Source organism: Actinomadura flavalba DSM 45200 (genome assembly GCF_000374305.1).
Lineage (GTDB): Bacteria > Actinomycetota > Actinomycetes > Streptosporangiales > Streptosporangiaceae > Spirillospora > Spirillospora flavalba.
Genome location: NZ_KB894103.1, coordinates 1 through 21,838, shown reverse-complemented (window position 1 = coordinate 21,838; position 21,838 = coordinate 1). Strand labels below are relative to the sequence as shown.

The 21,838-nt window shown below is 73.0% G+C and carries 24 protein-coding genes and 1 tRNA gene; 16 read left to right on the top strand and 9 right to left on the bottom strand.

Annotated elements, in window-relative coordinates:
• Positions 1 to 95 precede the first annotated feature (95 nt).
• Positions 96 to 704 (top strand): HD domain-containing protein, encoded by a 609-nt coding sequence (locus C229_RS0126485; protein ID WP_018658150.1) that lies wholly within the window; start codon positions 96 to 98, stop codon positions 702 to 704.
• Here C229_RS0126485 and C229_RS0126480 read toward each other — a convergent pair.
• Positions 685 to 966, bottom strand: coding sequence for a DUF4031 domain-containing protein (locus C229_RS0126480; protein ID WP_018658149.1), 282 nt, complete (start codon positions 964 to 966; stop codon positions 685 to 687). The genes C229_RS0126485 and C229_RS0126480 overlap by 20 nt on opposite strands.
• Positions 967 to 1,037: 71 nt before the next feature.
• Here C229_RS0126480 and C229_RS0126475 point away from each other — a divergent pair, with 71 nt between their 5' ends.
• Both C229_RS0126475 and nudC read left to right on the top strand, forming a co-directional pair.
• Complete coding sequence (locus tag C229_RS0126475) at positions 1,038 to 2,423, top strand: dipeptidase (protein ID WP_018658148.1); 1,386 nt, start codon at positions 1,038 to 1,040, stop codon at positions 2,421 to 2,423.
• Positions 2,424 to 2,431: 8 nt separating this feature from the next.
• A complete protein-coding gene (nudC, locus tag C229_RS0126470; protein WP_018658147.1) occupies positions 2,432 to 3,343 on the top strand; it encodes an NAD(+) diphosphatase in 912 nt (303 codons plus the stop codon).
• A gap of 49 nt (positions 3,344 to 3,392) precedes the next feature.
• Here nudC and C229_RS0126465 read toward each other — a convergent pair whose 3' ends face one another.
• A complete protein-coding gene (locus C229_RS0126465; protein WP_018658146.1) occupies positions 3,393 to 3,662 on the bottom strand; it encodes a mycoredoxin in 270 nt (89 codons plus the stop codon).
• Positions 3,663 to 3,794: 132 nt separating this feature from the next.
• Here C229_RS0126465 and C229_RS0126460 point away from each other — a divergent pair, with 132 nt between their 5' ends.
• Complete coding sequence (locus C229_RS0126460; RefSeq protein WP_018658145.1) at positions 3,795 to 5,870, top strand: ATP-dependent DNA helicase UvrD2; 2,076 nt, start codon at positions 3,795 to 3,797, stop codon at positions 5,868 to 5,870.
• Positions 5,871 to 5,924: 54 nt separating this feature from the next.
• Positions 5,925 to 6,461: a hypothetical protein gene (locus C229_RS0126455; protein ID WP_018658144.1), complete on the top strand. Its 537-nt coding sequence runs from the start codon at positions 5,925 to 5,927 to the stop codon at positions 6,459 to 6,461.
• A gap of 5 nt (positions 6,462 to 6,466) precedes the next feature.
• On the opposite strand, the gene C229_RS0126450 is transcribed toward C229_RS0126455, so the two are convergent.
• Positions 6,467 to 7,015 carry an RDD family protein gene (locus tag C229_RS0126450; protein WP_033424823.1) on the bottom strand — a complete coding sequence of 183 codons (549 nt, stop codon included), beginning with the start codon at positions 7,013 to 7,015 and terminating at the stop codon, positions 6,467 to 6,469.
• Between the two features lie 157 nt (positions 7,016 to 7,172).
• Here C229_RS0126450 and tesB point away from each other — a divergent pair, with 157 nt between their 5' ends.
• From tesB to C229_RS35120, 4 genes are all read left to right on the top strand, one after another.
• The gene (gene tesB / locus C229_RS0126445) at positions 7,173 to 8,033 is read left to right on the top strand and encodes an acyl-CoA thioesterase II (protein ID WP_018658142.1); all 861 of its coding nucleotides are present in this window, start codon (positions 7,173 to 7,175) and stop codon (positions 8,031 to 8,033) included.
• Between the two features lie 257 nt (positions 8,034 to 8,290).
• Complete coding sequence (locus C229_RS0126440) at positions 8,291 to 8,581, top strand: hypothetical protein (RefSeq protein WP_026314184.1); 291 nt, start codon at positions 8,291 to 8,293, stop codon at positions 8,579 to 8,581.
• 138 nt (positions 8,582 to 8,719) lie between these two features.
• The gene (locus C229_RS0126435; protein ID WP_018658140.1) at positions 8,720 to 8,980 is read left to right on the top strand and encodes a WhiB family transcriptional regulator; all 261 of its coding nucleotides are present in this window, start codon (positions 8,720 to 8,722) and stop codon (positions 8,978 to 8,980) included.
• Positions 8,981 to 9,033: 53 nt separating this feature from the next.
• Complete coding sequence (locus C229_RS35120) at positions 9,034 to 9,219, top strand: hypothetical protein (RefSeq protein ID WP_155885066.1); 186 nt, start codon at positions 9,034 to 9,036, stop codon at positions 9,217 to 9,219.
• A gap of 236 nt (positions 9,220 to 9,455) precedes the next feature.
• On the opposite strand, the gene C229_RS0126425 is transcribed toward C229_RS35120, so the two are convergent.
• The gene (locus C229_RS0126425) at positions 9,456 to 10,796 is read right to left on the bottom strand and encodes an ABC1 kinase family protein (protein WP_026314183.1); all 1,341 of its coding nucleotides are present in this window, start codon (positions 10,794 to 10,796) and stop codon (positions 9,456 to 9,458) included.
• 161 nt (positions 10,797 to 10,957) lie between these two features.
• Between C229_RS0126425 and C229_RS0126420 the strand changes: the two genes are divergently transcribed.
• Entirely contained in the window at positions 10,958 to 11,758 is an 801-nt protein-coding gene (locus C229_RS0126420) for an enoyl-CoA hydratase/isomerase family protein (RefSeq protein WP_033424831.1), read from the top strand.
• Between the two features lie 15 nt (positions 11,759 to 11,773).
• Here the strand turns inward: C229_RS0126420 and C229_RS0126415 are convergent, their stop codons facing one another.
• Positions 11,774 to 12,097: a hypothetical protein gene (locus tag C229_RS0126415; RefSeq protein WP_018658136.1), complete on the bottom strand. Its 324-nt coding sequence runs from the start codon at positions 12,095 to 12,097 to the stop codon at positions 11,774 to 11,776.
• A gap of 327 nt (positions 12,098 to 12,424) precedes the next feature.
• Between C229_RS0126415 and C229_RS0126410 the strand changes: the two genes are divergently transcribed.
• On the top strand, positions 12,425 to 12,937 hold the full coding sequence (locus C229_RS0126410; protein WP_018658135.1) for a M48 metallopeptidase family protein: 513 nt from the start codon (positions 12,425 to 12,427) through the stop codon (positions 12,935 to 12,937).
• 168 nt (positions 12,938 to 13,105) lie between these two features.
• Here C229_RS0126410 and C229_RS0126405 read toward each other — a convergent pair whose 3' ends face one another.
• From C229_RS0126405 to C229_RS0126400, 3 genes are read right to left on the bottom strand one after another with little or no spacing between them, the layout of a single operon-like run.
• A complete protein-coding gene (locus tag C229_RS0126405) occupies positions 13,106 to 13,678 on the bottom strand; it encodes an NUDIX hydrolase (RefSeq protein WP_018658134.1) in 573 nt (190 codons plus the stop codon).
• A complete protein-coding gene (locus C229_RS34550; RefSeq protein ID WP_155885064.1) occupies positions 13,675 to 13,854 on the bottom strand; it encodes a hypothetical protein in 180 nt (59 codons plus the stop codon). The genes C229_RS0126405 and C229_RS34550 overlap by 4 nt, the downstream gene beginning before the upstream one ends.
• Positions 13,851 to 15,251 (bottom strand): zinc-dependent metalloprotease, encoded by a 1,401-nt coding sequence (locus tag C229_RS0126400; RefSeq protein WP_018658133.1) that lies wholly within the window; start codon positions 15,249 to 15,251, stop codon positions 13,851 to 13,853. The genes C229_RS34550 and C229_RS0126400 overlap by 4 nt, the downstream gene beginning before the upstream one ends.
• A 130-nt stretch (positions 15,252 to 15,381) precedes the next feature.
• Here C229_RS0126400 and C229_RS0126395 point away from each other — a divergent pair, with 130 nt between their 5' ends.
• Positions 15,382 to 16,425: an NAD-dependent epimerase/dehydratase family protein gene (locus C229_RS0126395; protein ID WP_018658132.1), complete on the top strand. Its 1,044-nt coding sequence runs from the start codon at positions 15,382 to 15,384 to the stop codon at positions 16,423 to 16,425.
• Between the two features lie 52 nt (positions 16,426 to 16,477).
• Here the strand turns inward: C229_RS0126395 and C229_RS0126390 are convergent, their stop codons facing one another.
• The gene (locus tag C229_RS0126390) at positions 16,478 to 19,369 is read right to left on the bottom strand and encodes a UPF0182 family membrane protein (protein WP_018658131.1); all 2,892 of its coding nucleotides are present in this window, start codon (positions 19,367 to 19,369) and stop codon (positions 16,478 to 16,480) included.
• Positions 19,370 to 19,488: 119 nt separating this feature from the next.
• Here C229_RS0126390 and C229_RS0126385 point away from each other — a divergent pair, with 119 nt between their 5' ends.
• The 4 genes from C229_RS0126385 to C229_RS0126370 all read left to right on the top strand — a co-directional run bounded on the left by C229_RS0126385 (position 19,489) and on the right by C229_RS0126370 (position 21,698).
• Positions 19,489 to 20,025 carry a PPA1309 family protein gene (locus tag C229_RS0126385; protein ID WP_026314181.1) on the top strand — a complete coding sequence of 179 codons (537 nt, stop codon included), beginning with the start codon at positions 19,489 to 19,491 and terminating at the stop codon, positions 20,023 to 20,025.
• Positions 20,026 to 20,034: 9 nt separating this feature from the next.
• A complete protein-coding gene (locus tag C229_RS0126380; RefSeq protein WP_155885063.1) occupies positions 20,035 to 20,499 on the top strand; it encodes a molybdenum cofactor biosynthesis protein MoaE in 465 nt (154 codons plus the stop codon).
• 26 nt (positions 20,500 to 20,525) lie between these two features.
• On the top strand, positions 20,526 to 21,572 hold the full coding sequence (locus C229_RS0126375) for a YlbL family protein (RefSeq protein WP_018658125.1): 1,047 nt from the start codon (positions 20,526 to 20,528) through the stop codon (positions 21,570 to 21,572).
• 52 nt (positions 21,573 to 21,624) lie between these two features.
• Positions 21,625 to 21,698, top strand: a tRNA-Met gene (locus tag C229_RS0126370).
• Positions 21,699 to 21,838: the final 140 nt, after the last annotated feature.

The following is a 21,838-nucleotide window of genomic DNA, read 5'->3' as shown; positions in this document are numbered from 1 at the left end:
AGCCTTGCCTAACTCTGCGTGAGAGTGTTCATCTTGGCGCGGCCTCCCGGTGCGCGCAAGGACGGCGGGCGCGGCGTGTCCGCGAGGATGGGGGCATGGATCTCGTCGAACGGTGGATCGCGCTCGCCGGTGCGCAGACCCGGCACATCGGCGTCGAACTCGACGCCCGCTACGGAGAGCCGCACCGCCGCTACCACACCCGCGCGCACCTGGTCGCCGTCCTCGACCTGGTGGACGAACTGGCCGCCCACGCCGCCGACGCCGACACCGTCCGGCTCGCCGCCTGGTTCCACGACGCCGTCTACGACCCCGAGCGCGCCGACAACGAGGAGCGCAGCGCCCGCCTCGCCCGGCGCATGCTCGCCGACACCGACGTGCCGCCCGCCGTCATCGACGAGGTCGCCCGGCTCGTCGTCCTCACCGTCACCCACGCCCCGGACGCCGACGACCGCGACGGCGCCGTCCTGTGCGACGCCGACCTGGCGATCCTCGGCGCCGAACCGGCCGTCTACGCCGCCTACGCGGCCAGTGTCCGGGAGGAGTACGGCTTCGTCCCCGAGGAGATCTTCCGCGCCGGGCGCGCCGAGGTGCTGCACGGCCTGCTCGGCCTTCCCGCGCTGTTCCACACGCCCGAGGCCAGGACCCGCTTCGAGGAACGGGCCCGCGCGAACCTGCGCACCGAACTCACCCTCCTGCGAGCCTGACCGGCACCGACGCCTTGCGGCGGCGCAGCCCCGCCGCCGTGAGCCGCCGCAGCAGCTCCTGGCAGCCGACCGGGTCGGCTCCGGCGGCCAGCGCGGCCGCGTACAGTTCCTCCGGCACGTCGTAGTGGTCGCGCTCGAACGCGCGCGGCGGCATGCCCAGCTCCGCCGCGAAGGCGTGCAGCTCGGCGAACGAGACGTCGCTGACCATGTGCGACCACACCCGGCCGCGCGCGGGCCACAGCGGCGGATCGATGAGAATCACGGCACCTCCGAGGCGGTCCGGCGGGACCTCCTACAGTGCCATAGGCAACGAACTGCGAGGGAGCAGTGCACATGACGGACGTGCGGGGCTATATCGCCGAGCACCGGGACGAGTTCCTGACGGACCTCAAGGAATGGCTGGCGATCCCGTCCATCTCGGGCGACCCCGCCCACGCGCCCGACGTCCGCGCCAGCGCCGATTGGCTCGCCGCCCACCTGCGCCGCATCGGCTTCCCCGTCGTCGAGGTCTGGGACACCGGCGGCCACCCCGCCGTCTTCGCCGAGTGGACCGCCGCCGACCCCGGCGCGCCCGCCGTCGTCGTCTACGGCCACCACGACGTGCAGCCCGTCGAACCCCTCGGCCAGTGGGACACCGACCCGTTCACGCCCGTCGAGCGCGGCGACCGGCTCATCGGGCGCGGCACGTCCGACGACAAGGGCCAGGTCTTCTTCCACACCCTCGGGCTGCGCGCCGGAATGGCCGCCACCGGCGCCACCGCGCCGCCCGTCACGATCAAGCTGCTCGTCGAGGGCGAGGAGGAGTCCGGCTCCGTCCACTTCGCCGACCTGCTGCGCGCCCGCCGCGACCGCCTCGACTGCGACATGATCGTCATCAGCGACACCACGATGTGGTCCGCCGACGTCCCGTCGATGTGCACCGGCATGCGCGGGCTCACCGAGGCCGAGCTGACGCTGCGCGGCCCCGCCTCCGACCTGCACTCCGGCTCGTTCGGCGGCGCCGTCCCCAACCCGCTGCACGCCATGGCCGCGATGCTCGCCGGGCTGCACGACGCCGACGGCCGCGTCACCCTGCCCGGCTTCTACGACGACGTCGTCCCGCTCACCGCCGAGGAACGGGCGCTGTTCGCCAAGCTCCCCTTCGACGAGGACGCCTGGCTGCGCACCGCCGGGGAGAGCCGCGCCGCCCACGGCGAGGCCGGATACACCACGCTGGAGCGCATCTGGGCCCGCCCGACCGCCGAGGTCAACGGCCTGTGGGGCGGGCACACCGGACCCGGCGGCAAGACGATCGTGCCGAGCGAGGCGCACGCGAAGCTCTCCTTCCGGCTCGTCGCCGGGCAGGACCCGGCCACCGTAGAGGATCAGTTCCGCGCCTGGGTCGCGCAGCGGACGCCCTCGGGCGTCGAGGCCGAGGTGCGCACCTCGGGCGGTGGCGTGCGGCCCTGCTTCTCACCGATCGACGCGCCCGGCGTCCGCGCCGCCCGCGCCGCGCTGGAGAAGGCGTTCGGCACCGAGGTGCTGTTCACCCGCGAGGGCGGCAGCGGCCCCGAGGCCGACCTGGCCGACATCCTCGGCGCGCCGCTGGTGTTCCTCGCCGTCGGCCTCCCCGGCGACCGCATCCACGCGCCCAACGAGAAGGTCGAGATCCCGCTGCTGCTCAAGGGCGCCGAGGCCGTCGCGCTGCTCTGGGAAGACCTCGGGAGCGCGCCGCGTTGACGCAGCCCATGGACGACACGCCCCTCGAATGGCTCGCGCTCGCGCGCGGCACCCTCGACCGGGCCGCGCAGCACCGGCGCGACCCGGCGTGGACGGCCGCGGCGTGGAAGGACCCGCGCGCCCGCGTCGTCGTGGTGCGCGACGGGCAGGCGCTCGTGACGTTCGAGCCCGAACCGCGCCTCGTGCTCGTCCCGGCCGCGCGGGCGCCCGAGGGCGACCCGTGGCTGCTCGGCGTGGACGAGACCGGAACGCCCTACTTCGGCATCGCCGGTGACCTCCCGGCCGTCGACGGCGCGGAGGCGGCGGGCCTGCGCCGCGTCGGCGCGCTCCTCCCGGACCGCGATTCGGGCCTGCTCACCGAGGCCGTCTCGCTGGAGCACTGGCACGGCACCCACGCGTTCTGCCCGCGCTGCGGCGCCCCCACCGAGGTCACGGCGGCCGGGCACGTCCGCGTCTGCCCGCGCGACGGGTCCGAGCACCATCCCCGCATGGACCCGGCCGTGATCATGCTGGTCCGCGACGACGCCGACCGCGTCCTGCTCGCCCGCGGCCCGCAGTGGCCCGCCGACCGGCGCTCGATCCTCGCCGGGTTCGTCGAGCCGGGGGAGTCGCTGGAGCAGGCCGTCGCGCGGGAGGTGCACGAGGAGGTCGGGCTGCGCGTCCGCGACGTCCGCTACCTCGGCAGCCAGCCGTGGCCGCTGCCGCAGAGCCTCATGCTCGGGTTCTTCGCCCGCGCCGACGATCCGTCCGCGCTGCGCCCCGACGCCGAGGAGATCGTCGACGCCGCCTGGTACACGCGCGACGGGCTCGCCGCCGAGATCGGCGACGGACGGCTCGTCGCGCCCGGCCCGCTGTCGATCGCCGCGCAGCTCATCATGCGCTGGTACGGCGGACCGCTGCCCGGGATGCCCGCCTTCTGACGCGACGCGAGGAGCGCCCGGCGCGGGCGCTCCTCGTCGTGGGCCGTGGTCAGGCGCCGAGGGCGGCCAGGTGCGCCTTGACCTCCTTGGCGCTGGGGTTCGTCAGCACGACGCCGTCGCCGATGGTCACGGTCGGGACGGTCTGGTTCCCCCCGTTGACCTTCATGACGAACTCGGCGGCGGCCGGGTCGCGCTCGATGTCGACCTCCACCATCTCGATGCCGTCGCGGGCGAGCTGGGACTTCAGGCGGCGGCAGAAGCCGCACCACGTGGTCGTGTACATCGTGAGCCGGGCGGCCTCGGGGCCGGTCGTCGCCATCGGTGCGTCGTCTCCCTTGTCGCGTTCGGTGGGGCAGTCGGGTCAACACGCGGAATCCGTGCCGCATTCCGAAGTTATCCACAAGCGTCACACGCGGCTTGCCCAGCCCCGTCCGGCTGCCAGGATGGACCCATGGACGTTCAGGCGGTGCTCGACGGGCTCGACCCCGAGCAGCGCGCGGTCGCCGAGGCCGTGCGCGGCCCGGTCTGCGTGCTGGCCGGGGCGGGCACCGGCAAGACCCGGGCGATCACGCACCGGATCGCCCACGCCATCCTCACCGGCCACGTCACGCCGCAGCGCGTCCTCGCGGTGACGTTCACCGTCCGCGCGGCGGGCGAGATGCGGTCCCGGCTGCGCACGCTCGGCGCCCCCGGCGTCCAGGCCCGCACGTTCCACGCCGCCGCGCTGCGGCAGCTCCTGTACTTCTGGCCGCGCGTCGTCGGCGGCGAGCCGCCCGCCATCATCGACTCCAAGATCCGGCTCGTGGCCGACGCGGCGGCGGCGTGCCGGCTGTCGTTCGGCCGCACCGAGCTGCGCGAGATCGCCGGTGAGATCGAGTGGGCCAAGGTCACCCAGCACCGCCCCGAGGACTACGCCGACGCCGCCGCCCGCACCGCCCGCCGCACGTCCGTCGACGTCGCGCACGTCGCCGGTGTCTACACCCTGTACGAGCAGCTCCGCCGTGAACGCAACCTGCTCGACTTCGAGGGCATGCTGGAGCTGACCGCCGCCGTCCTCACCGAGCATCCCGAGGTGGCGCACCAGGTCCGCGAGCAGTACCGCTACTTCGTCGTCGACGAGTTCCAAGACGTCAACCCGCTGCAACGGATGCTGCTGTCCACCTGGCTCGGGGACCGCGACGACCTGTGCGTCGTCGGCGACCCCAACCAGACCATCTTCTCCTTCACCGGCGCCACCCCGTCCTACCTGCTCGACTTCTCCCGCGACTTCCCCGCCGCCAAGATCGTCAAGCTCGTCCGCGACTACCGCTCCACCCCGCAGGTCGTCGCGCTCGCCAACGGCGTCATCGGGCAGGCGCGCGGCGCTGCCGCGCAGCGGCACCGGCTGGAGCTGGTCGCGCAGCGCGCCGACGGCCCGGCGCCGCAGTTCACCGAGTACGCCGACGAGGTCGCCGAGGCCGAGGACGTCGCCCGCCGCGCCCGCGCCCTGATCGACCAGGGCGTCCCCGCCCGCGAGATCGCGGTGCTGTTCCGCATCAACGCCCAGTCCCAGACGTATGAGGCGGCGTTCGCGCAGGCGGGCGTCCCGTACGTGCTGCGCGGCGCCGAACGGTTCTTCGAGCGGCCCGAGGTGCGGCAGGCCGTCGTGCAGTTGCGCGGCGCGGCCCGCGCCGGTGCCGACGCCGACACCGACGGCACCGGCTTGATACTGACCGTCCGCCACGTGCTGTCGGGCGTCGGGTTCAGCGACACGCCCCCCGAGGGCTCGGGCCCCACCCGCGCCCGCTGGGAGTCGCTGGCCGCGCTCGCGCAGCTCGCCGAGGACATGGCCGCCGACCACCCCGGAGCCACCCTGCCCGACTTCGTCGCCGAGCTGGAGGAACGCGCCGCCGCCCAGCACGCCCCGCCGCTCGAAGGCGTCACGCTGGCGTCGCTGCACGCCGCCAAGGGCCTGGAGTGGGACGCGGTCTTCCTCGTCGGCGTCGTCGAGGGCACGCTGCCGATCATCTACGCCGAGAGCCCCGAGCAGGTCGAGGAGGAACGCCGCCTGCTGTACGTGGGCGTCACCCGGGCCCGCGCGCACCTGCACCTGTCGTGGGCGGTGGCCCGCTCGCCGGGCGGCGGGCGGCGGCGCAACCCGTCCCGCTTCCTCGACGGCCTGACGTCCAAGACGTCCACTCCCACGCCCGGCCGCGCGCCCCGCGCGGCCCGCCGCACCGCCAAGGGCCCGCAGCCCTGCCGCGTCTGCGGACGTCCCCTGACGGCCGCCGTCGAACAGAAGCTCGGCCGCTGCGAGGACTGCCCCGCCGAACTCAACGAGGACGTCCTGCTCGCCCTCAAGGACTGGCGCGCCGGGATCTCCGCCGAGCAACGCGTCCCCGCCTACGTCGTCTTCACCGACGCCACCCTCCAGGCCATCGCCGAACGAGCCCCCGAAACCCTGGAAGACCTAGCCCAGATCCCCGGCGTCGGAAAACGCAAACTAGACCGCTACGGCCCCGAAGTCCTCACCCTCTGCACCTCCTGACGCCACAGACCAGGCACAGGATTCGACGCGCTTCGCAGGGGTAGCCGGGGCGTCATGGACATCACCCGGTTCACGACCGCGCGGAAGACGGCCGCCGTCATCGTCGTCGAAGCGCTCGTGGCCGCCGGGTTCGCCGCCGTGGCCCTCGCGTCGTTCGAGAAGGACCTTCCGGTGGTCGGCGCGCTCCTGACGGCCGTGGCCGGCGGGCTGTTCATCCTCGCCATCGCGCAGGCGGTGCTCACCCTCCAGCCCACGCCCGCGCTGCGCGCCGCCGGAGTGCCGCAGGACGCGGCCCGGGAACTGGACGAGGCCGCCCGGCGGGGCCGCAGGTCGGAGGACGCCGCCCACGTACCGGCCTACGTCCGCGTCCATCGGTCGTTCGCCCGGCTGCGCATGGCGATCCAGGCTCCGGTGCTGCTCGTCGTCGTCGCGCAAGTCTGGGTCGTCGTGTCCGGCGAAGGGGGCTGGGGCGCGCTCTCGACGCTGTGGATCGCCATCCTCGCCGGTCTCGGGCTGCTCTCGGAACGCCGTCGCATGCGTCGGCTCGCCGCTTTGGAGGCCGCCGTGGAGCGCACCGCCTCCCGGGTCTGACCGGGTCAGGCTTCGATGACGCGGGTTCGGGCTACCTTGTCGTTGAGGGACTGGTGGAGGGGGCGGTCCCAGAGGGGGAAGAGGGCGTTCAGGAGGCTGAAGAGGCCGAAGATCCAGCCGATGAAGGCCAGGTTCGACAGGTTGCCCGGCAGGTACCAGGTGAGGGCGCGCACGAGGGCCGTGTCGGTGCGCAGGCCCGGGCCCTGGATGCCGTCGAGCGGGACCACGCGGACCTTCACCGCCATCTTGCCGAGCGTGGCGCCGCGGCGGTGGAGGAAGTACGTCTCGTAGGCGACGCTGATGACCAGCCCCGCGATCGTGATGAGGAACTGCGCGAGCGGACGGCCCTCCTCGACGTTCCCCGACCGGACGCCGGGCAGCGGCGTCGCGCCCGTCGCCGTCCCCATGACGACCGCCGCGATGACCAGGCTCAGCAGCGCCGTCGGAATGAACACGATGACGCCGTCGATGATCCGCGCGAGGACGCGGCGCCACCATCCGGCATGCCGGACCTGCGCGCCCGCTCCCAGACGCTCGTCGCCCGTCCGCGTCATCCGTCCCACCCCCGTGAAGAACAGTGATCGTGTGAAGATCAGCATTTCCGCCGCGCGTGCGCGGAAACCCGCAGGTGGGGCCGGGTTCTCCGCGCCGCCGCCGCTGCCGTGGGGGCGGCCGCTCACCGAGAGATGATCTTTTGGGAGACTGGCGCGTGTGAAGGAGTCTCTGAAAGCACTGCTCGACCTGCTGGACCTCGAACAGATCGAGAACGACATCTTCCGGGGCCGCAGCCCCGAAGACCGCCAGCAGCGCGTGTTCGGCGGCCAGGTCGCGGGCCAGGCGCTCGTCGCCGCCGGACGGACCGTCCCGGTGGACCGTGCCGTCCACTCCCTGCACGCCTACTTCATCCGGCCCGGCGATCCGCTCGTCCCGATCGTCTACACCGTCGACCGCGTCCGCGACGGACGCTCCTTCACCACGCGGCGCGTGCTGGCGATCCAGCACGGCAAGGCGATCTTCAGCCTGTCGGCGTCCTTCCAGATCACCGAGGACGGACCGTTCCACCAGGCGCCCATGCCGGACGCCCCCGCCCCCGAGACGCTGCCGACCAGCATGGAACGCTTCACGCCGCTGTTCGGCGAGCGGTTCGCGCGCGAGTGGGTGAGCCGCCGCCCGTTCGACGTCCGGCACGCCACCCCGCTGACGTGGGAGGCCGCCAAGGACCCGTCGCTCACCACCCCCGAGTCGCGGGTGTGGCTGCGCGTGGACGGCGAGCTGCCCGACGACCCGCTGCTGCACGTCTGCCTGATGACGTACGCGTCGGACATGACGCTGCTCGACACCGTCCTGCTCAACCACGGCCTGGCCTGGGGCGACAAGCGCACGATGGGCGCCAGCCTCGACCACGCGATGTGGTTCCACCGCCCGTTCCGCGCCGACGAGTGGCTCCTGTACGCCCAGGACACCCCGTTCGCGGGCGGCGCCCGCGGCCTGGCCCGGGGCCAGGTCTTCACCCGCGACGGCGATCTCGTCGTCTCGGTGATGCAGGAGGGGCTCGTCCGGGTCACCGGCTGACGCCGTGGGCCGACCCGTGACTTGGGACGCGGATCGGGGCCGGGAAGTTCGCCGCGACGCCGGTGAAACGGACCACGAAACCGCAGGTCAAAAATAGCTTGCCGATCTTGCGCCGGGCGCCGTACGCTCGTCGCGAGCAATCAACCGGCCGAGCCGTCCGAGCGACGACCCGGCCCGACACGCGAGAGGTGGTGTGCAGTCCGGTGAAGAACACGATGTTCCAGACGGGACGTTCCCTGACGTGCGCACGCCCTGGCGTGTCCGCCTTCGCCCTGTACGCCGGGCAGCCCAGCGCTGACACGGCGGTCCTCGGCGGCACGGACGTCCGCGGTCTGACGTACGGCGAACAGCGGTGGCGGGGTCATGTCCCCACCGTCGCCACGTCCGAGCGCGACTGCGCGCAGCGAATCCAGGACCGTCAGGGGCGTAGTGGGCCCGGCGGCGCCGTCATCGGCGTCCTGCCGCTCATCGCTCCGGTCATGGCCGACTTCGGCAAGCCGTCGAATGACGGGACGTCGGGTCCGCGCCCCTGGAGGCATCCGGTCTAGTTTCAGCACCGGCAAGCCCCCAGGCCGCGGATTCCGATACCGGAACCCGCGGCCTTTTGCATTGCCCGACACCAACGACACACCCGTTGAGATCCACCGAGAGGACACAGGGTGACCGCGATACAGGGGGCTCTCGCCATGAGCGAGGAGGACCTGACCCTTCCCTGCCGGACCGAGCCGGAGCTGTTCTTCGCCGAGGCCCCCGCCGACGTCGAGCTGGCCAAGGCGCTGTGCCTGGAGTGCCCGCTGCGCAAGCAGTGCCTCGCGGGCGCCGTCGAGCGGCGCGAGCCGTGGGGCGTCTGGGGCGGCGAGCTGTTCGTCCGCGGCGCGATCGTCGCCCGCAAGCGGCCGCGTGGCCGTCCGCGCAAGCACCCGCTTCCCGACGACGTGACCGTCTGATGATTCCGGCCACGACGCGGGGGCACGGCCCCCGGACCGGCGAGGAGACCACGATGACCAGGCTCGATCTGGAATACGGGACGGGGCGAAGACCCGACCCGGCCCGGACGGCGCCCGCCGTCCGGGCCCTGGCCCGGCGCCGGGCCGCGCACGCCCGCGCGGCCCGCGTCCGCCGGGTGCTGCTCGCGCCGACGGCTCCCGCGCCCAGCGGGGGAAGGGGCCGCCGGGCGCGGCACTGACCGGTGCGGACGGTCCGGGAATGCGGGGGCTTCCCGGACCGTTCCACCAGAGCACTACGATCCCGGCCTCGCCCGGCCGGTCGCAGGCGCCGCCCGCCCTTCTTTGGATGGTTTGGCGGGGGTTCGCGCGCCTCCCGGCCGGGCGTCCCCGCGCCGCACGGATTCCCTCCCGTCGGCGCACGCACAGGGCCCGCGCACCTCACCCATGCGCGGGCCCTGTCACGTTCACGCGGAGATCAGCCGGACGGGGCGACGAGTTCGCCGTCCTCCTCGTCGGCGAAGCCCGGAATCCAGCGCAGCGACTCGGCGCGCGCCGGGATCTCGCATTCGAGCTGGCACAGCACGCCCGTGCCCGCCGACAGCACGCGGTGGACGATCACGTACTCCGGCGGCAGGTTGAGCTGCCGGACGACGTTCGTCGGCCGCAGGTCGGTGACGCGGGCCGCCATGTCGCGCAGCCACTCCCGGTTGAACCGGAACGTCTCGGTGACGAACGGCTCGGTGATCGGCGCCAGGAACGCCTGGAGCGCCTCGGTGTCGATCGCGACGTCGGCGCGGATGAAGTCCTCGTCGCGCAGCGCGTCCTCGACGGCGTCGATCTCGGCGAGCGTGCCGATGCGCAGCAGGCGGCCCATGCGGTACAGGAACTCGGGCGGGATGCGGTCGACGGCGCCGAAGTCCAGCACGCCGAGGCGGCCGTCCTCCATGAGCCGGAAGTTGCCGGGGTGCGGGTCGCCGTGCAGCATCCCGGCGCGCTTGGCGCCCGACAGCAGGAAGCGGCAGTACAGCAGGGCGGCGTGGTCGCGCTGCTCCTGGTCGCCCTCGCTGATGACCTTGGACAGCGGGATGCCGTCGATCCACTCGGTGACGAGCACGTCACCGGCCTGCGCGATGACCTCGGGGACGTAGAAGTCGGGGTCGTCGGCGGGGTACGCGGCGCGCATCGTCGTCTGCGACTCGGCCTCGATCGTGTAGTCGAGTTCCTCGACGACGCGTTCCTTCAGCTCCGCCAGCATCGACTTGACGTCGAGGCCGGGCATGAGCACGCCGAACAGCCGGCCGAGCCGCGCGAGCTGGTTGAAGTCGCTGATCAGCGCCTTGCCCGCGCCGGGGTACTGCACCTTGACGGCCACCGGGCGGCCGTCCTCCCAGACGGCCTTGTGCACCTGCCCGATCGACGCGGCGGCGGCCGGGCGGTCGTCGAACGAGACGAACCGGTCGCGCCAGCCGGGGCCGAGCGCCTTGGCGAGCACCTGGTGGACGGACGAGGCGGGCAGCGGCGGCGCGGCCTCCTGGAGCTTGGTGAGCGTGGCCCGGTAGGGCCCGGCGATCTCCGGCGGCAGCGCCGCCTCGAAGATCGACAGCATCTGGCCGAGCTTCATCGCCCCGCCTTTCAGCTCCCCGAGGACCTTGAAGAGCTGTTCGGCGGTGCGCTGCTGGATCTCCATCGCGACGGCCTCGGCGGGCCGGCCGAACGTCCGTTTCCCCACACCCAGCGCTGTTCGCCCCGCGAACCCGAGGGGGAGGGACGCCAGCTTGGCTGACCGCGTCACCGCGCGGCGCGGAAGATCGCTCACCCGTTCATTCTCAATGATCGGCCGCTCCACCGCCACAGCCGACCCGGACAAAACCGAGCGGCCGCTTTGGTGGCGGTCCCGCCACCTGGGACTCTGGAGTAAGTGTGCGCTTTCTCACCCTCGTCGCGGGGCGGTGCGACGGCGCGCGGTACCGTGCGGCCATGCCAGATGACCGCACCGATGTGCTGACGGTGGAGCGCCGCGACTACGGAATCGTCGTCCTCACGCTCAACGACCCGGACCGGCGCAACCCCATGACGGACGCGATGACCGCCGCGTGGACGGCCGCGCTCGCCGGGCTGCGCGCCGAACCCGGGCTGCGCTGCGTCGTGCTGACGGGTGCGGGCAAGGCGTTCACCTCCGGCGGCGACCTCGGCTGGCTCGCCGAGACGGGCGAAGGCACGGTCCCGGCGACGCGCGACCGGATGCTCGCGTTCTACCGCGCCTGGCTGGCGATCCGCGACCTGGAGGTGCCGACGATCGCCGCCGTCAACGGCGCGGCCGTCGGCGCGGGCCTGTGCCTGGCGCTCGCCTGCGACCTGCGGTACGCGGCCGACGACGCCAAGCTCCTGGTGCCCTTCACCTCGCTCGGCCTGCACCCCGGCATGGCCGCCACCTGGCTGCTCCCCGAGGTCGCCGGGCTGCCGCTGGCCCGCGAGATGCTGCTGACCGGCCGCGTCCTCACCGGGACCGAGGCCGAGCGGTACGGGCTCGTCAACGGCGCCGTGCCGCGCGAGGACGTCCTCGGCACGGCGCTGGCGGCGGCCGAGCGCGTCGCCGCCCAGGCCCCCGTCGCGACGCGCCTCACCAAGGTGGCCCTGTCGGGCGGCGGGCACGCCGACATGGAGTCGGCGCTGCGCTGGGAGTCGCTGGCGCAGCCGGTGACGATGGCGTCCGCCGACCTCCAGGAGGGCATCGCCGCGGCCCGCGAGAAGCGACGCCCGGACTTCACCGGCACCTGACCCCCGGGCGCGGGGTCAGTGGTGGTGTTCGTAGGCGCGCGTCCGGCGGGCGTTCGCGTAGTCCTCGTGCGGTGCGTCGTCCGGGGTGAGCGCGACCGGGCCCGGCGCTTCGCTGCGGGCGCGACGGCGCCGCGCCGCCCAGGCCATCGCCATGCCGAGCGCCACCGGCGCCAGTGCCTCGACCACCCGGGTGGCGGCGCGCGTCCTGACCCGGCCGCCGCCGGACGCGCGGCGGACGAGCGGACGCGACGCCCGCGCGGCCACCGAACCGGCCACCGTGCCCGCGACGCCGCCGAACAGACGCCGTGCGCCGGAACGGCCGCGCGGACGGGACGACACGCCCTTGGATCGGTTTCTTCGCAACCCCACGGCAACCCCCGTCGTACAGTTTTCCGACCGTCACGTTGCGTACCCGAATGGATGCCGAGAGAAACGACGGAGGCCGTGTGCGACGGCGCTAGCTGGGCGGACGGCGCGTCCGGGCCCTGACCGGCCGCGTGGAAAGCATGTGATGATTTTGTGGAATCAGCCGGTACAAAAGTAAAAAGATGCGGGTTGACCTGGGTCTATGCTAAATGCCCTCTATGGCGGCGGCCAATGATTGGGTACGGTTCAGATGTGCCCCCAAACGTTGAGGTCCGCCGTAGCAGCCGACGCCGGCGGACGGTGTCCGCCTACCGCGACGGGGAGAAGGTCGTCGTGATGCTGCCGTCCCGGCTGAGCAAGGCCGAGGAGGAGCAGTGGATCGAGACGCTGCTCCACCGGCTGGCGGAGCGCGAACGACGGCGGCGTCCCTCCGACGCGGACCTGCACGCCCGGGCGCTCGACCTGTCCCGCCGCCACCTCGGCGGCCGGGCCGTCCCCGCCAGCGTCCGCTGGGTCGACAACCAGCACGCCCGCTGGGGCTCCTGCACTCCCGACGACCGCACGATCCGCCTCTCCACGCGGTTGCGCGGCATGCCGTCCTGGGTCCTGGACTACGTGCTCGTCCACGAGCTGGCGCACCTGCTGATCCCCGGCCACGGCCCCGACTTCTGGGCGCTCGTCGGCCGCTACCCCAAGTCCGAGCGGGCCCGCGGCTACCTGGAGGGCGTCGCCGCCACGGCGCACCTCCCGCTGGCCGCCGCCGACGACGAGCCCGACGTCCTGGCCCCCACCCACCACAGCGCCGCCGGCTGACCCGTCCCGAGCCCGCCACCGATCACTCCGCGTGCCCATCGCCCGGCCGGCGACGCGCCGAGCGCGAGCCCGCCGTGGTCGCGCCGGACGGTTGCGAGCACCCGAAGAGTGCGCCGGATCGGGCGTTCTACGTGTTGAAATCCGGTACCGGCAGGACCGTGCGGACGGTCAGTCGTGCGCGAGGGGCGCGGTGTGGCGTTCGCGGGCCGCGCTGGCCAGGCGGCGGACGGAGTCGTCGGTGTCCGGGGGAAGGGCGTCGAGGGGGAACCAGCGCAGGTCGTCGGACTCGTCGCTGATGACCGGGACCGCGTCCGGCGGGGCGAACACCGCGAACTGGACGTCCAGGTGCCAGGAGCCGCCCGGATGACACGGCACCGCGTGCCGGTCCAGCAGGACGGGCGACGGGTCCGCGCGCAGGCCCGGAATGCCCGACTCCTCGGTGGCCTCGCGCAGCGCCGCGTCCGTCAGCGTCGCGTCGCCCGGCTCCAGGTGCCCGCCGAGCTGGAGCCACATCTTCAGCTTGCGGTGCAGCGTCAGCAGAATCCGGGCACCGGACGCGTCCAGGACCGCCGCGCTGGCCGTGACGTGCCCCGGCGCGCACGCGCGCCACACGCCGTCCGCGTGGCGCGCCAGGTGGTCGAGGTAGTCGGCGCGCAGCGCGTCCTGCGCGGGCCCCGGCGCGGTCCACCGCGTCAGGGCCCGCACCACGTCGGCGTGCAGCGTCGCGTCGTCCGGCGTCACGTCCGGCCGACGCGCGGATAGCGGGAACCGTCCGGGTGGCGGCGGCGGCGCTCGTGGTCGGTCGGGCGCTGCCAGCACAGCGCCCGGCGCGCGACCCGGCGCCGTACCGCGACCGACGCCGAGGCGGGGTGGAGCTGACAGCAGCCGAGCCAGGTACGCCTGCGCGGCGCCCTCATGCGCGGGTCTCCGGGCCGTTCTCGCCCGGCTCGTCCCCGTCGCTCCCGGCGTCGGACGGCTTGGTGTCGGCGTCCTTCGCGTCGGACTCGGCCGCCTTGTCGCGGGCGGCGTCCGACAGCAGCGAGTCCAGCCCGGCCGCGATCTCGTCGCCCTTGCCGCCCCGCGCGAACCCCTCGGGGTCGGCGAGGTCGTCGGCGGACGGCATCAGGTCGGGGTGCTCCCAGAGGGCGTCGCGGCCCTCGGCCCCGCGCTCCTTGGCCAGCGCCCGCCACAGCGACGCCGCCTCCCGCAGCCGCCGGGGCCGCAGCTCCAGCCCGACGAGCGTCGCGAACGTCCGCTCCGCGGGACCGCCGGTGGCCCGGCGCCGCCGCACCGCCTCGGCCAGCTTCACCGCCTCGGGCAGCCGCCCCTCGGCGACGTCGTTGACGATCGTGTCGACCCAGCCCTCGACCAGCGCGAGCACCGTCTCCAGCCGCGCCAGCGCCGCCTTCTGCTGCGGCGTCTCCTCCGGCTGGAGCGACAGCTCGCCGCCCAGCGCGTCCTGCACGGCCTCGGGGTTGGACAGGTCGAGGCCCTGCACGGCCTGCTCGATGCCCGACAGGTCGACGGTGATGCCGCGCGCGTACTCCTCGACGGCGCCGAGCAGGTGCGACCGCAGCCACGGCACGTGCGCGAACAGCCGCTGGTGCGCCGCCTCGCGCAGCGCCAGGTACAGCCGGACCTCGTCGGCGGAGACCTCCAGGCCCTCACCGAACGCCTCCACCCCGGCGGGGAGCAGCGCGCCCACGCCGTCGGGCGCGAGCGGCAGCCCGACGTCCGCCGAGCCGACGACCTCGCGGGCCAGCGCGCCGAGCGCCTGCCCGGCCTGGCCGCCCACCATCGCGCCCGCCATCTGCTGGACCATGCCGATCAGCGGCCCGGCCATCGCCTGCATCTCCGGCGGGATGTCCCCGCCGGACAGCGCGCCGCCCATCGACTCGACCATGCGCGTCGCGATCGGGTCGCAGACCTTCGACCACACCGGCAGCGTCTGCTCGATCCACTCCGACCGGCTCCACGCCTTCGGGCTGCGGATGCCGGCGGGCAGCGTGGTGCCCTCGTCGAGCCAGAGGTCGGCCAGGCGGAGCGCCTCCTCGACCTGGCGGCGTTCGGCGTCCACGATCGAGGGGTCGCCCTGCTCGACGACGGCGTGCCGGGCGATGTTCTTCGCCATGTCCCAGTTCAGGGGACCTCCGGCCGCGCCGCCGGTGCCCTGCGCACCGATCATGTCCGCGAAGCGGTGCAGCATGTCGGCGAACTGCCGCATGTCGCCGCCGCCCAGGCCGAACGGGTCCTGCGGCCTGTCGTCGTCGCCGTCGCCGCCCGGACGGTTGAAGCCGAAGGGAGTGTCACTCATCGGTGGCCCCCGGGATGCATGATGGGCTCATGTCCGCAACGTTAGCCGGTCCCGGCGACGTCGCGTACCCGAGGAAGGGGGCACCTCCGTGGCAACGGCCAAGGTTCGCCCTCGGCGTAGCAAGGGCCCCGTGGTCGCCGTCACCGGCGCGGCCGACGGGGCGGGGCGCCTGCTCGCCGCCCGGCTCGCCGAGAATCCCGCGATCGGCACGGTCGTGGCGATCGACGCCCGGCGCGGCGACGTCGCCGACGTCGTCTGGCGCGTCGCCGACGTGCGCGATCCGCTGCTGTCGACGCGACTCGCGAACGTCGACGTGATCGTCCACCTGGACGTGCTCCAGTCGCCCGACCTCGACGCCCGCGAGCGCCGCGCCCACAACGTGCGCGGCGCGCAGACCGTCGTGCTGGCCGCGGCGGCGACGCGGGTGCGGCGGGTCGTCCTCGTCACCAGCGCGATGGTCTATGGCGCCGTGGAGGGCAACCCGCTGCCGCTGCCCGAGGACGCGCCGATCGCGGCGGAGCCGAGCGACAGCATCGCCGGCGACTTCCTGGAGATCGAGGACCTGGCCGCCACCGCGCCCGCCGTCCATCCGGGGCTGGACGTCACGGTCGTGCGCCCGGCGGCGCTGGTCGGCCCCGGCGTCGACACGGTGATCACGCGGCACTTCGAGGCGCCCCGGCTGCTGTCGGTCAAGGGCGCCGAGACCGGCTGGCAGTTCTGCGCCCTGGACGACCTGGTGAGCGCGCTCGACGTCGTCGTCACCGAGGGCCTGCCGGGCCCGGTGGCGGTCGGCTGCGACGGCTGGCTCAGCACCGCGCGGGTCGCGGAGCTGGCGGGCAAGCGCACCCTGGAGCTGCCCGCCGCGCTGACGTTCGGCACGGCGCAGCGCCTGCACCGGCTGGGCATGACGCCCGCCCCCGCCACGGACCTGCACTACGTCGCCTATCCCTGGGTCGTGGACTGCGCGGCCCTGCGCACGGCGGGCTGGCGACCCGCGCACGACAACGCGGACGTCCTGGCCGCGCTCATGGACGAGACGTCCGGCCGTCACGCCGTCGTCGGCCGCCGCGTCGGCGGCCGCGAGGCCACCATGGCGACCGCCGCCGGAGCCACCGTCGCCGCCCTGGGCGCCGCCGCCGCCATCCGCCGAGCCCGCCGACGCCGCCGCCCCTGACCACCGAGGGCGGGCCACCGGTTGGTGGCCCGCCCTCGGTGGTGCGGGACGGTCAGCTCGTCGGGGACGGGCTCGGGGACGGGCTGGCCGTGGGGGAGGCGGCAGGGGCCGCGTTCGCCCGGTTGAGGGCGTCGCGGGCCTCCTTGATGCGCTGCCACGCCGTGCCCATGGCCGGGTAGTCGCCCTTCTTCTGGGCCTCCTCGTACTCGTTGACGGCCCGCTGGAGGTCGGCGATGGCCTTGCGCGCCTCCGCCGTCAACTGGACGTTGCCCTGTTGCGGCGGCTGGTCGCCGCCGTCGTCGGGCGGTGGCGCCGCCGACGCCTCACCGAAGATGCGTTCCAGCGCGTCCGGCAGGTTGTCCGCCGAGGCGATCCGATCGCCGAAGCGCACCAGCACCTGCCCGAGGATCGGGTACGGCTGCTGCTCGGCGCCGCCCGCCGCCTTGGCGTACATCGGCTCGACGTACAGCAGGCCGCCCGCGAACGGGATCGTCAGCAGGTTGCCCGCCACCGTCTGCGTGTTGCCCTGCCGCAGCCGGAACAGCGACTCCTTCACCTGGGCGTTCGTCTCGAACGAGTTCTGCACCTGCCCCGGGCCCTGTGTCGGTGGCGTCCGGGGGAGTTGCAGCACCTGGATCTTGCCGTGGTTCGGCCCGGGCGCCGAGTTCACCGCCATGAACGCCGCCAGGTTGGGGCTGTTGCGCGGATTGAACACCGTGGTGAGCGAGAAGTCCTTGGTGGTGGAGCCCGGCATCTGGAGGCTCTGGTAGTACGGCGGCTGCCGCTTGCCCTGGGCGCCCGGGTCCTCCGGGACGTCCCAGAAGCCCTCGCCGTTGTAGAACGCGGCCGGGTCGGTCACGTGGTACTTGGCGAGGATCTGCCGCTGGACCTTGAAGATGTCCTGCGGGTAGCGGAAGTGGGCCTCCAGCTCCTTCGGGATCGCGTTGCGCGGCTCGACCGTGTTCTTGAAGACCTTCATCCACGTCCGGGCGACCGGGTCCTCGGTGTCCCACTGGTAGAGCTTCACGGTGCCGTCGTAGGCGTCGACCGTGGCCTTCACCGAGTTGCGCATGTAGTTGATGTTGTCGTTGGCCTGCCGCGCGACCGCCGAGCGCGTGTCGGTGATGGTGTCGCGGGTGGCGTCGCCCAGGCTCGTGTTCTCCGAGTACGGGTAGCCCGACGCCGTCGTGTAGCCGTCGACGATCCACTGGATCTTGCCGTTGATGACGGCGGGATAGGGGTCGCCGTCGAGCGTCAGCCACGGCGCGGCGCGCTGGACGCGCTCCCGGGGCGTGCGGTCGTACAGGATCTTGGCGCCGTCGTTGATGGCGCCCGACAGCAGGATGTTCTTCTCCTGGAACTTGGTCGCGTACAGCAGCTTGTGCAGGAACGAGTCGACGGGGACGCCGTCGCCCTCGTACGTGCTGTTCTGCTGCCCGGCCTCGCTGTTGTCGGGATAGTCCAGCTCCTGCTGGCCCCGGCCGCCGACGATCGAGTACGACGGCGACCGCTCGCCGAAGTAGATCTGCGGCCGGTCGACCTTGATCTTGGACTGCGGCGTGACCGGCATGTCGCGGGTGAGGAAGTTCGGCACGCCGCCGTTGGCGAACTCGTCGCCGGTGGCGGACACGAAGCCGTAGCCGTGGGTGTAGACCATGCGGTCCTTCACCCAGCTCTGCTGCCCGGCGGGGGCGCCCGACAGCTCCCGCAGCGCGACGATGGTGTCGACCATCTTCCCGTCGATCTGGTACCGGTCGACGTCGAGCGTGTCGGGGAAGCGGTAGAACGGCCGCACCTGCTGGAGCTGCTGGAACGTCTCACCGACGACGTTGGGGTCGAGCAGCCGCACCCCGTCGATCGTGCCGGACGCCTGCTGGAGCTTCTTCTCGTCGGTCTCGACCTGGGTGCCGTACCCGGCGACCTGCGCGTTCGCGACACCGTAGGCGTCACGCGTCGCCTTGATGTTGCGCTCGATGAACTGCCGCTCCTTGGCCAGCTCGTCCGGGCGGACCTGGAACTGCTGGATCAGCAGCGGGTACACGCCGCCGAGCAGGATCGCCGACAGCACCAGCAGGGTGAACCCGACGCCCGGCAGCATCATGCCGCGCCGCAGGATGTTGCTGACGAACAGCCCGGCGCAGATCAGCGCGATGATCGCGAGGATCGTCTTCGCGGGGAGCAGGGCGTTGATGTCGGTATAGGACGCGCCCGTCGAAACACCCCGTTCGGAATGGACGAGCCCGTACCGGTCGAACCAGTACGCGAACGCCTTCAACAGCACGAACAGGCCGACCAGCACCGACAGGTGCGCCCGCGCCGACGGGCTCGCCTTGTCGCCCGGGCCCTGGAGCCGCAGCCCGCCGTACAGGTAGTGCACCATCACCGCGGCGAGGATCGACAGGATGACCGTCGCGAACACCACGCCGAGGACCAGGCGCAGGAACGGGTAGGTGAACACGTAGAACGAGACGTCCTTGCCGAACTGCGGATCTTCGACGCCGAACGGCGTGCGGTTGAGGAACGCCAGCCACGTCGGCCACTGGCCCGCCACCGACGAGCCCGTCAGCAGCGCCAGCAGCACCAGCGACGCGGCCGCGATCAGCTTGCGGCGCGGATCGATGATCAGCCGGTAGCGCTCCAGGCCCTGCTGCTCGACCGACAGCGGCCGGTACGCCGGGCGGAGCCGGTAGGCGATCATCATGTTCGCGCCGACGACCAGCGCCATCAACGCGCCCGCGCCCAGGAACAGGATCACCTTGGCGGAGAGCTGCGTGGTGTAAACGCCGGAGAAGCCGATCGAGCGGTACCAGAGCAGGTTCGTCCACACGGCCGTGAACACCAGGAAGGCGATCAGCAGCACGCCCAGTGCGACCAGCACGGGCAGCACGAGCCTGCTCCGGCCGGTCCCGAGCCTGCGCCCGGTGCCGGGGGTCCGGAAGGTCAAGGGGCTCTCCGTTTCAGCGTTGGGCCACCGGCGGCCCCGCCGGTTCCTGTCTATGCAACTTATCGACTCGGCCGGGGGTTCCCGCACACACCCGATCCGTCTGTGGAAAAGATGGAGCGGTGAGCCATCTGGAAGAAGTCGTCCTCGATCTCGAACGCCACTCCGCACAGGAAGGATGGGACGCGCCACCGAAACTCTATGCGCTCGTGCGCTCGGCCGAGCTGCGCGCCGCCGAGCCGAACCTGGCCGACGACCTCGGCCTGGGCGAAGCGCCCGACGCGCTCGCCGCCCTCGAACAGCCCGAACTGCCCGACCAGGGCAGCGTCGAGGAATCCCTGGCCGGTATCGCCTGGCCGGACGCCGTCACCGGCTGCGCGATCATCCTCGAACGCGTCGTGCTGCCCCCCGAGGCCGAGGGCGACATTCCCGAGGACGAGGCGGAGGCCGCCGCCTGGGTCGCCCAGCACCCGCAGCGCGACGACGTCCGCATGGTCGTCGGGGTCCTGCGCGACGGCACCCGGCACAGCGCGCTGCGGCTGCGCCGCCACGACGCCGACGACGAGGTCCTGTCCGGCCCCGACCTGGTCCCCGCGCTGGCCGACGCACTGGAGGCCACGCTGGAGCCGGACGAGCCGGACGGCCCCTCCGCCGGGTAGCCTGCGGGCGTGAGCCACGCCAACGCGACCCCGCCGGGAACGTCCGCGCCAGCGGAGGTGATCCGGCTCGCGACCGTCCGCGAGACGCCGCTGTCGGTCGACGAGGTGTACGCCGCCGTCGGCGATCCCGCCGCCGGCGGCACCACCGTCTTCGTCGGCACCGTCCGCGACCACGACCACGCGCGCGCCGTCGCCCGCCTCTCCTACAGCGCCCACCCGAGCGTGGTCGCCGAGCTGGAGACGGTGATGGCCAGGGTCGCCGGAGACGTCCCGGTACGGGCGCTGGCCGCCGCCCACCGCGTCGGTGACCTGGAGATCGGCGACGTCGCCGTCGTCGTCGCCGCGTCCGCCGACCACCGCGCCGAGGCGTTCGACGCGTGCCGCCGCCTCATCGACGACCTCAAGGCCCAGGTGCCGATCTGGAAGCACCAGACCTTCGCCGACGGCGGCGACGAGTGGGTCGGAGCGTGCTGAGCGCGGCACTCGCATAGAGTTCCGGCATGTCCCGACGCGCCCTCACCCTGACCGTCGCGAGCACGCTCGTCCTGCTGCTCGCGGTGGTGGGTTCGGTCCTGCCCGTGCCCTATGTCGCGCTGATGCCGGGACCGACGACCGACACCCTCGGCGCCAACGCCAAGGGCGAGCCCTACGTCAAGATCGAGGGGCGCGAGACCTTCCCCGACGACGGGCACCTGAACTTCACCACCGTCACCTACCGGGGCGGCCCCGAGAACCGCATCGACCTGTTCACCGCGCTGCGCGGCTGGCTCCAGGACGACGTCGCGATCGTCCCCGAAGAGACGATCTTCCCGCGCAACGAGTCGCAGCAGCAGGTGGACGAGGAGAACAGCCGCCAGATGCGCGACTCGCAGTACAACGCGGAGGCCGCCGCGCTGCACCACCTCAAGATCCCCACCACGACGCAGGTCGTCGTGGACGCCGTCCAGAAGGGCAAGCCCGCCGACGGCCACCTCAAGCCCGGCGACGAACTGCTCAACCTCGACGGCACCAAGGTCACCAGCGTCTCCGAGGTCACCCGCCGCATGGGCGACCGGCGCCCCGGCTCACCCGCCGAGCTCGAATACCGGCGCCAGGGCAAGACCGAGAAGGTCACGCTCACGACGACCCCGTCCGACGACGGCAAACGCGCCGTCATCGGCATCGTCCTCACCGAACGCCACAAACTCCCCTTCAAGATCGACATCAGCGTCGGTGACGTCGGCGGCCCCTCCGCCGGCCTCATGTTCTCCCTCGCGATCATCGACAAGCTCGACCGCGCCTCCCTCACCGGCGGCAAGTTCATCGCCGGCACCGGCACCATCACCGCCGAGGGCGTCGTCGGCCCCATCGGCGGCATCCAGCAGAAGATGCGCGCCGCCGCCGACGCCGGAGCCACCGTCTTCCTCACCCCCAAGGACAACTGCCCCGCCGCGGCCGCCGCCCGCCCCGACGGCCTCCGCCTCATCCGCGCCGACACCCTCGACGGCACCGTCGGGGCACTCCGCGCCCTCGCGGCGGGCCGCACCGACCTCCCCGCCTGCTCCTGACCCACAACCGATTTGCACACGCCACCCCCACCCCATACAGTTAAGACATCACCGCGGGGTGGAGCAGTTCGGTAGCTCGCTGGGCTCATAACCCAGAGGTCGCAGGTTCAAATCCTGTCCCCGCTACTGGTCCGAGGGTCGCCTGTTCGCAAACGGTTGTTTGCTCCCAGGCGGCCCTTTCGCATTTTGCCCGGGGGGACGACCCCCCGGAGCCCCCCGGGGTGGGGGCTCTTCGCCCCCACGCCCCCATCGTGCGTGGTGCTGTT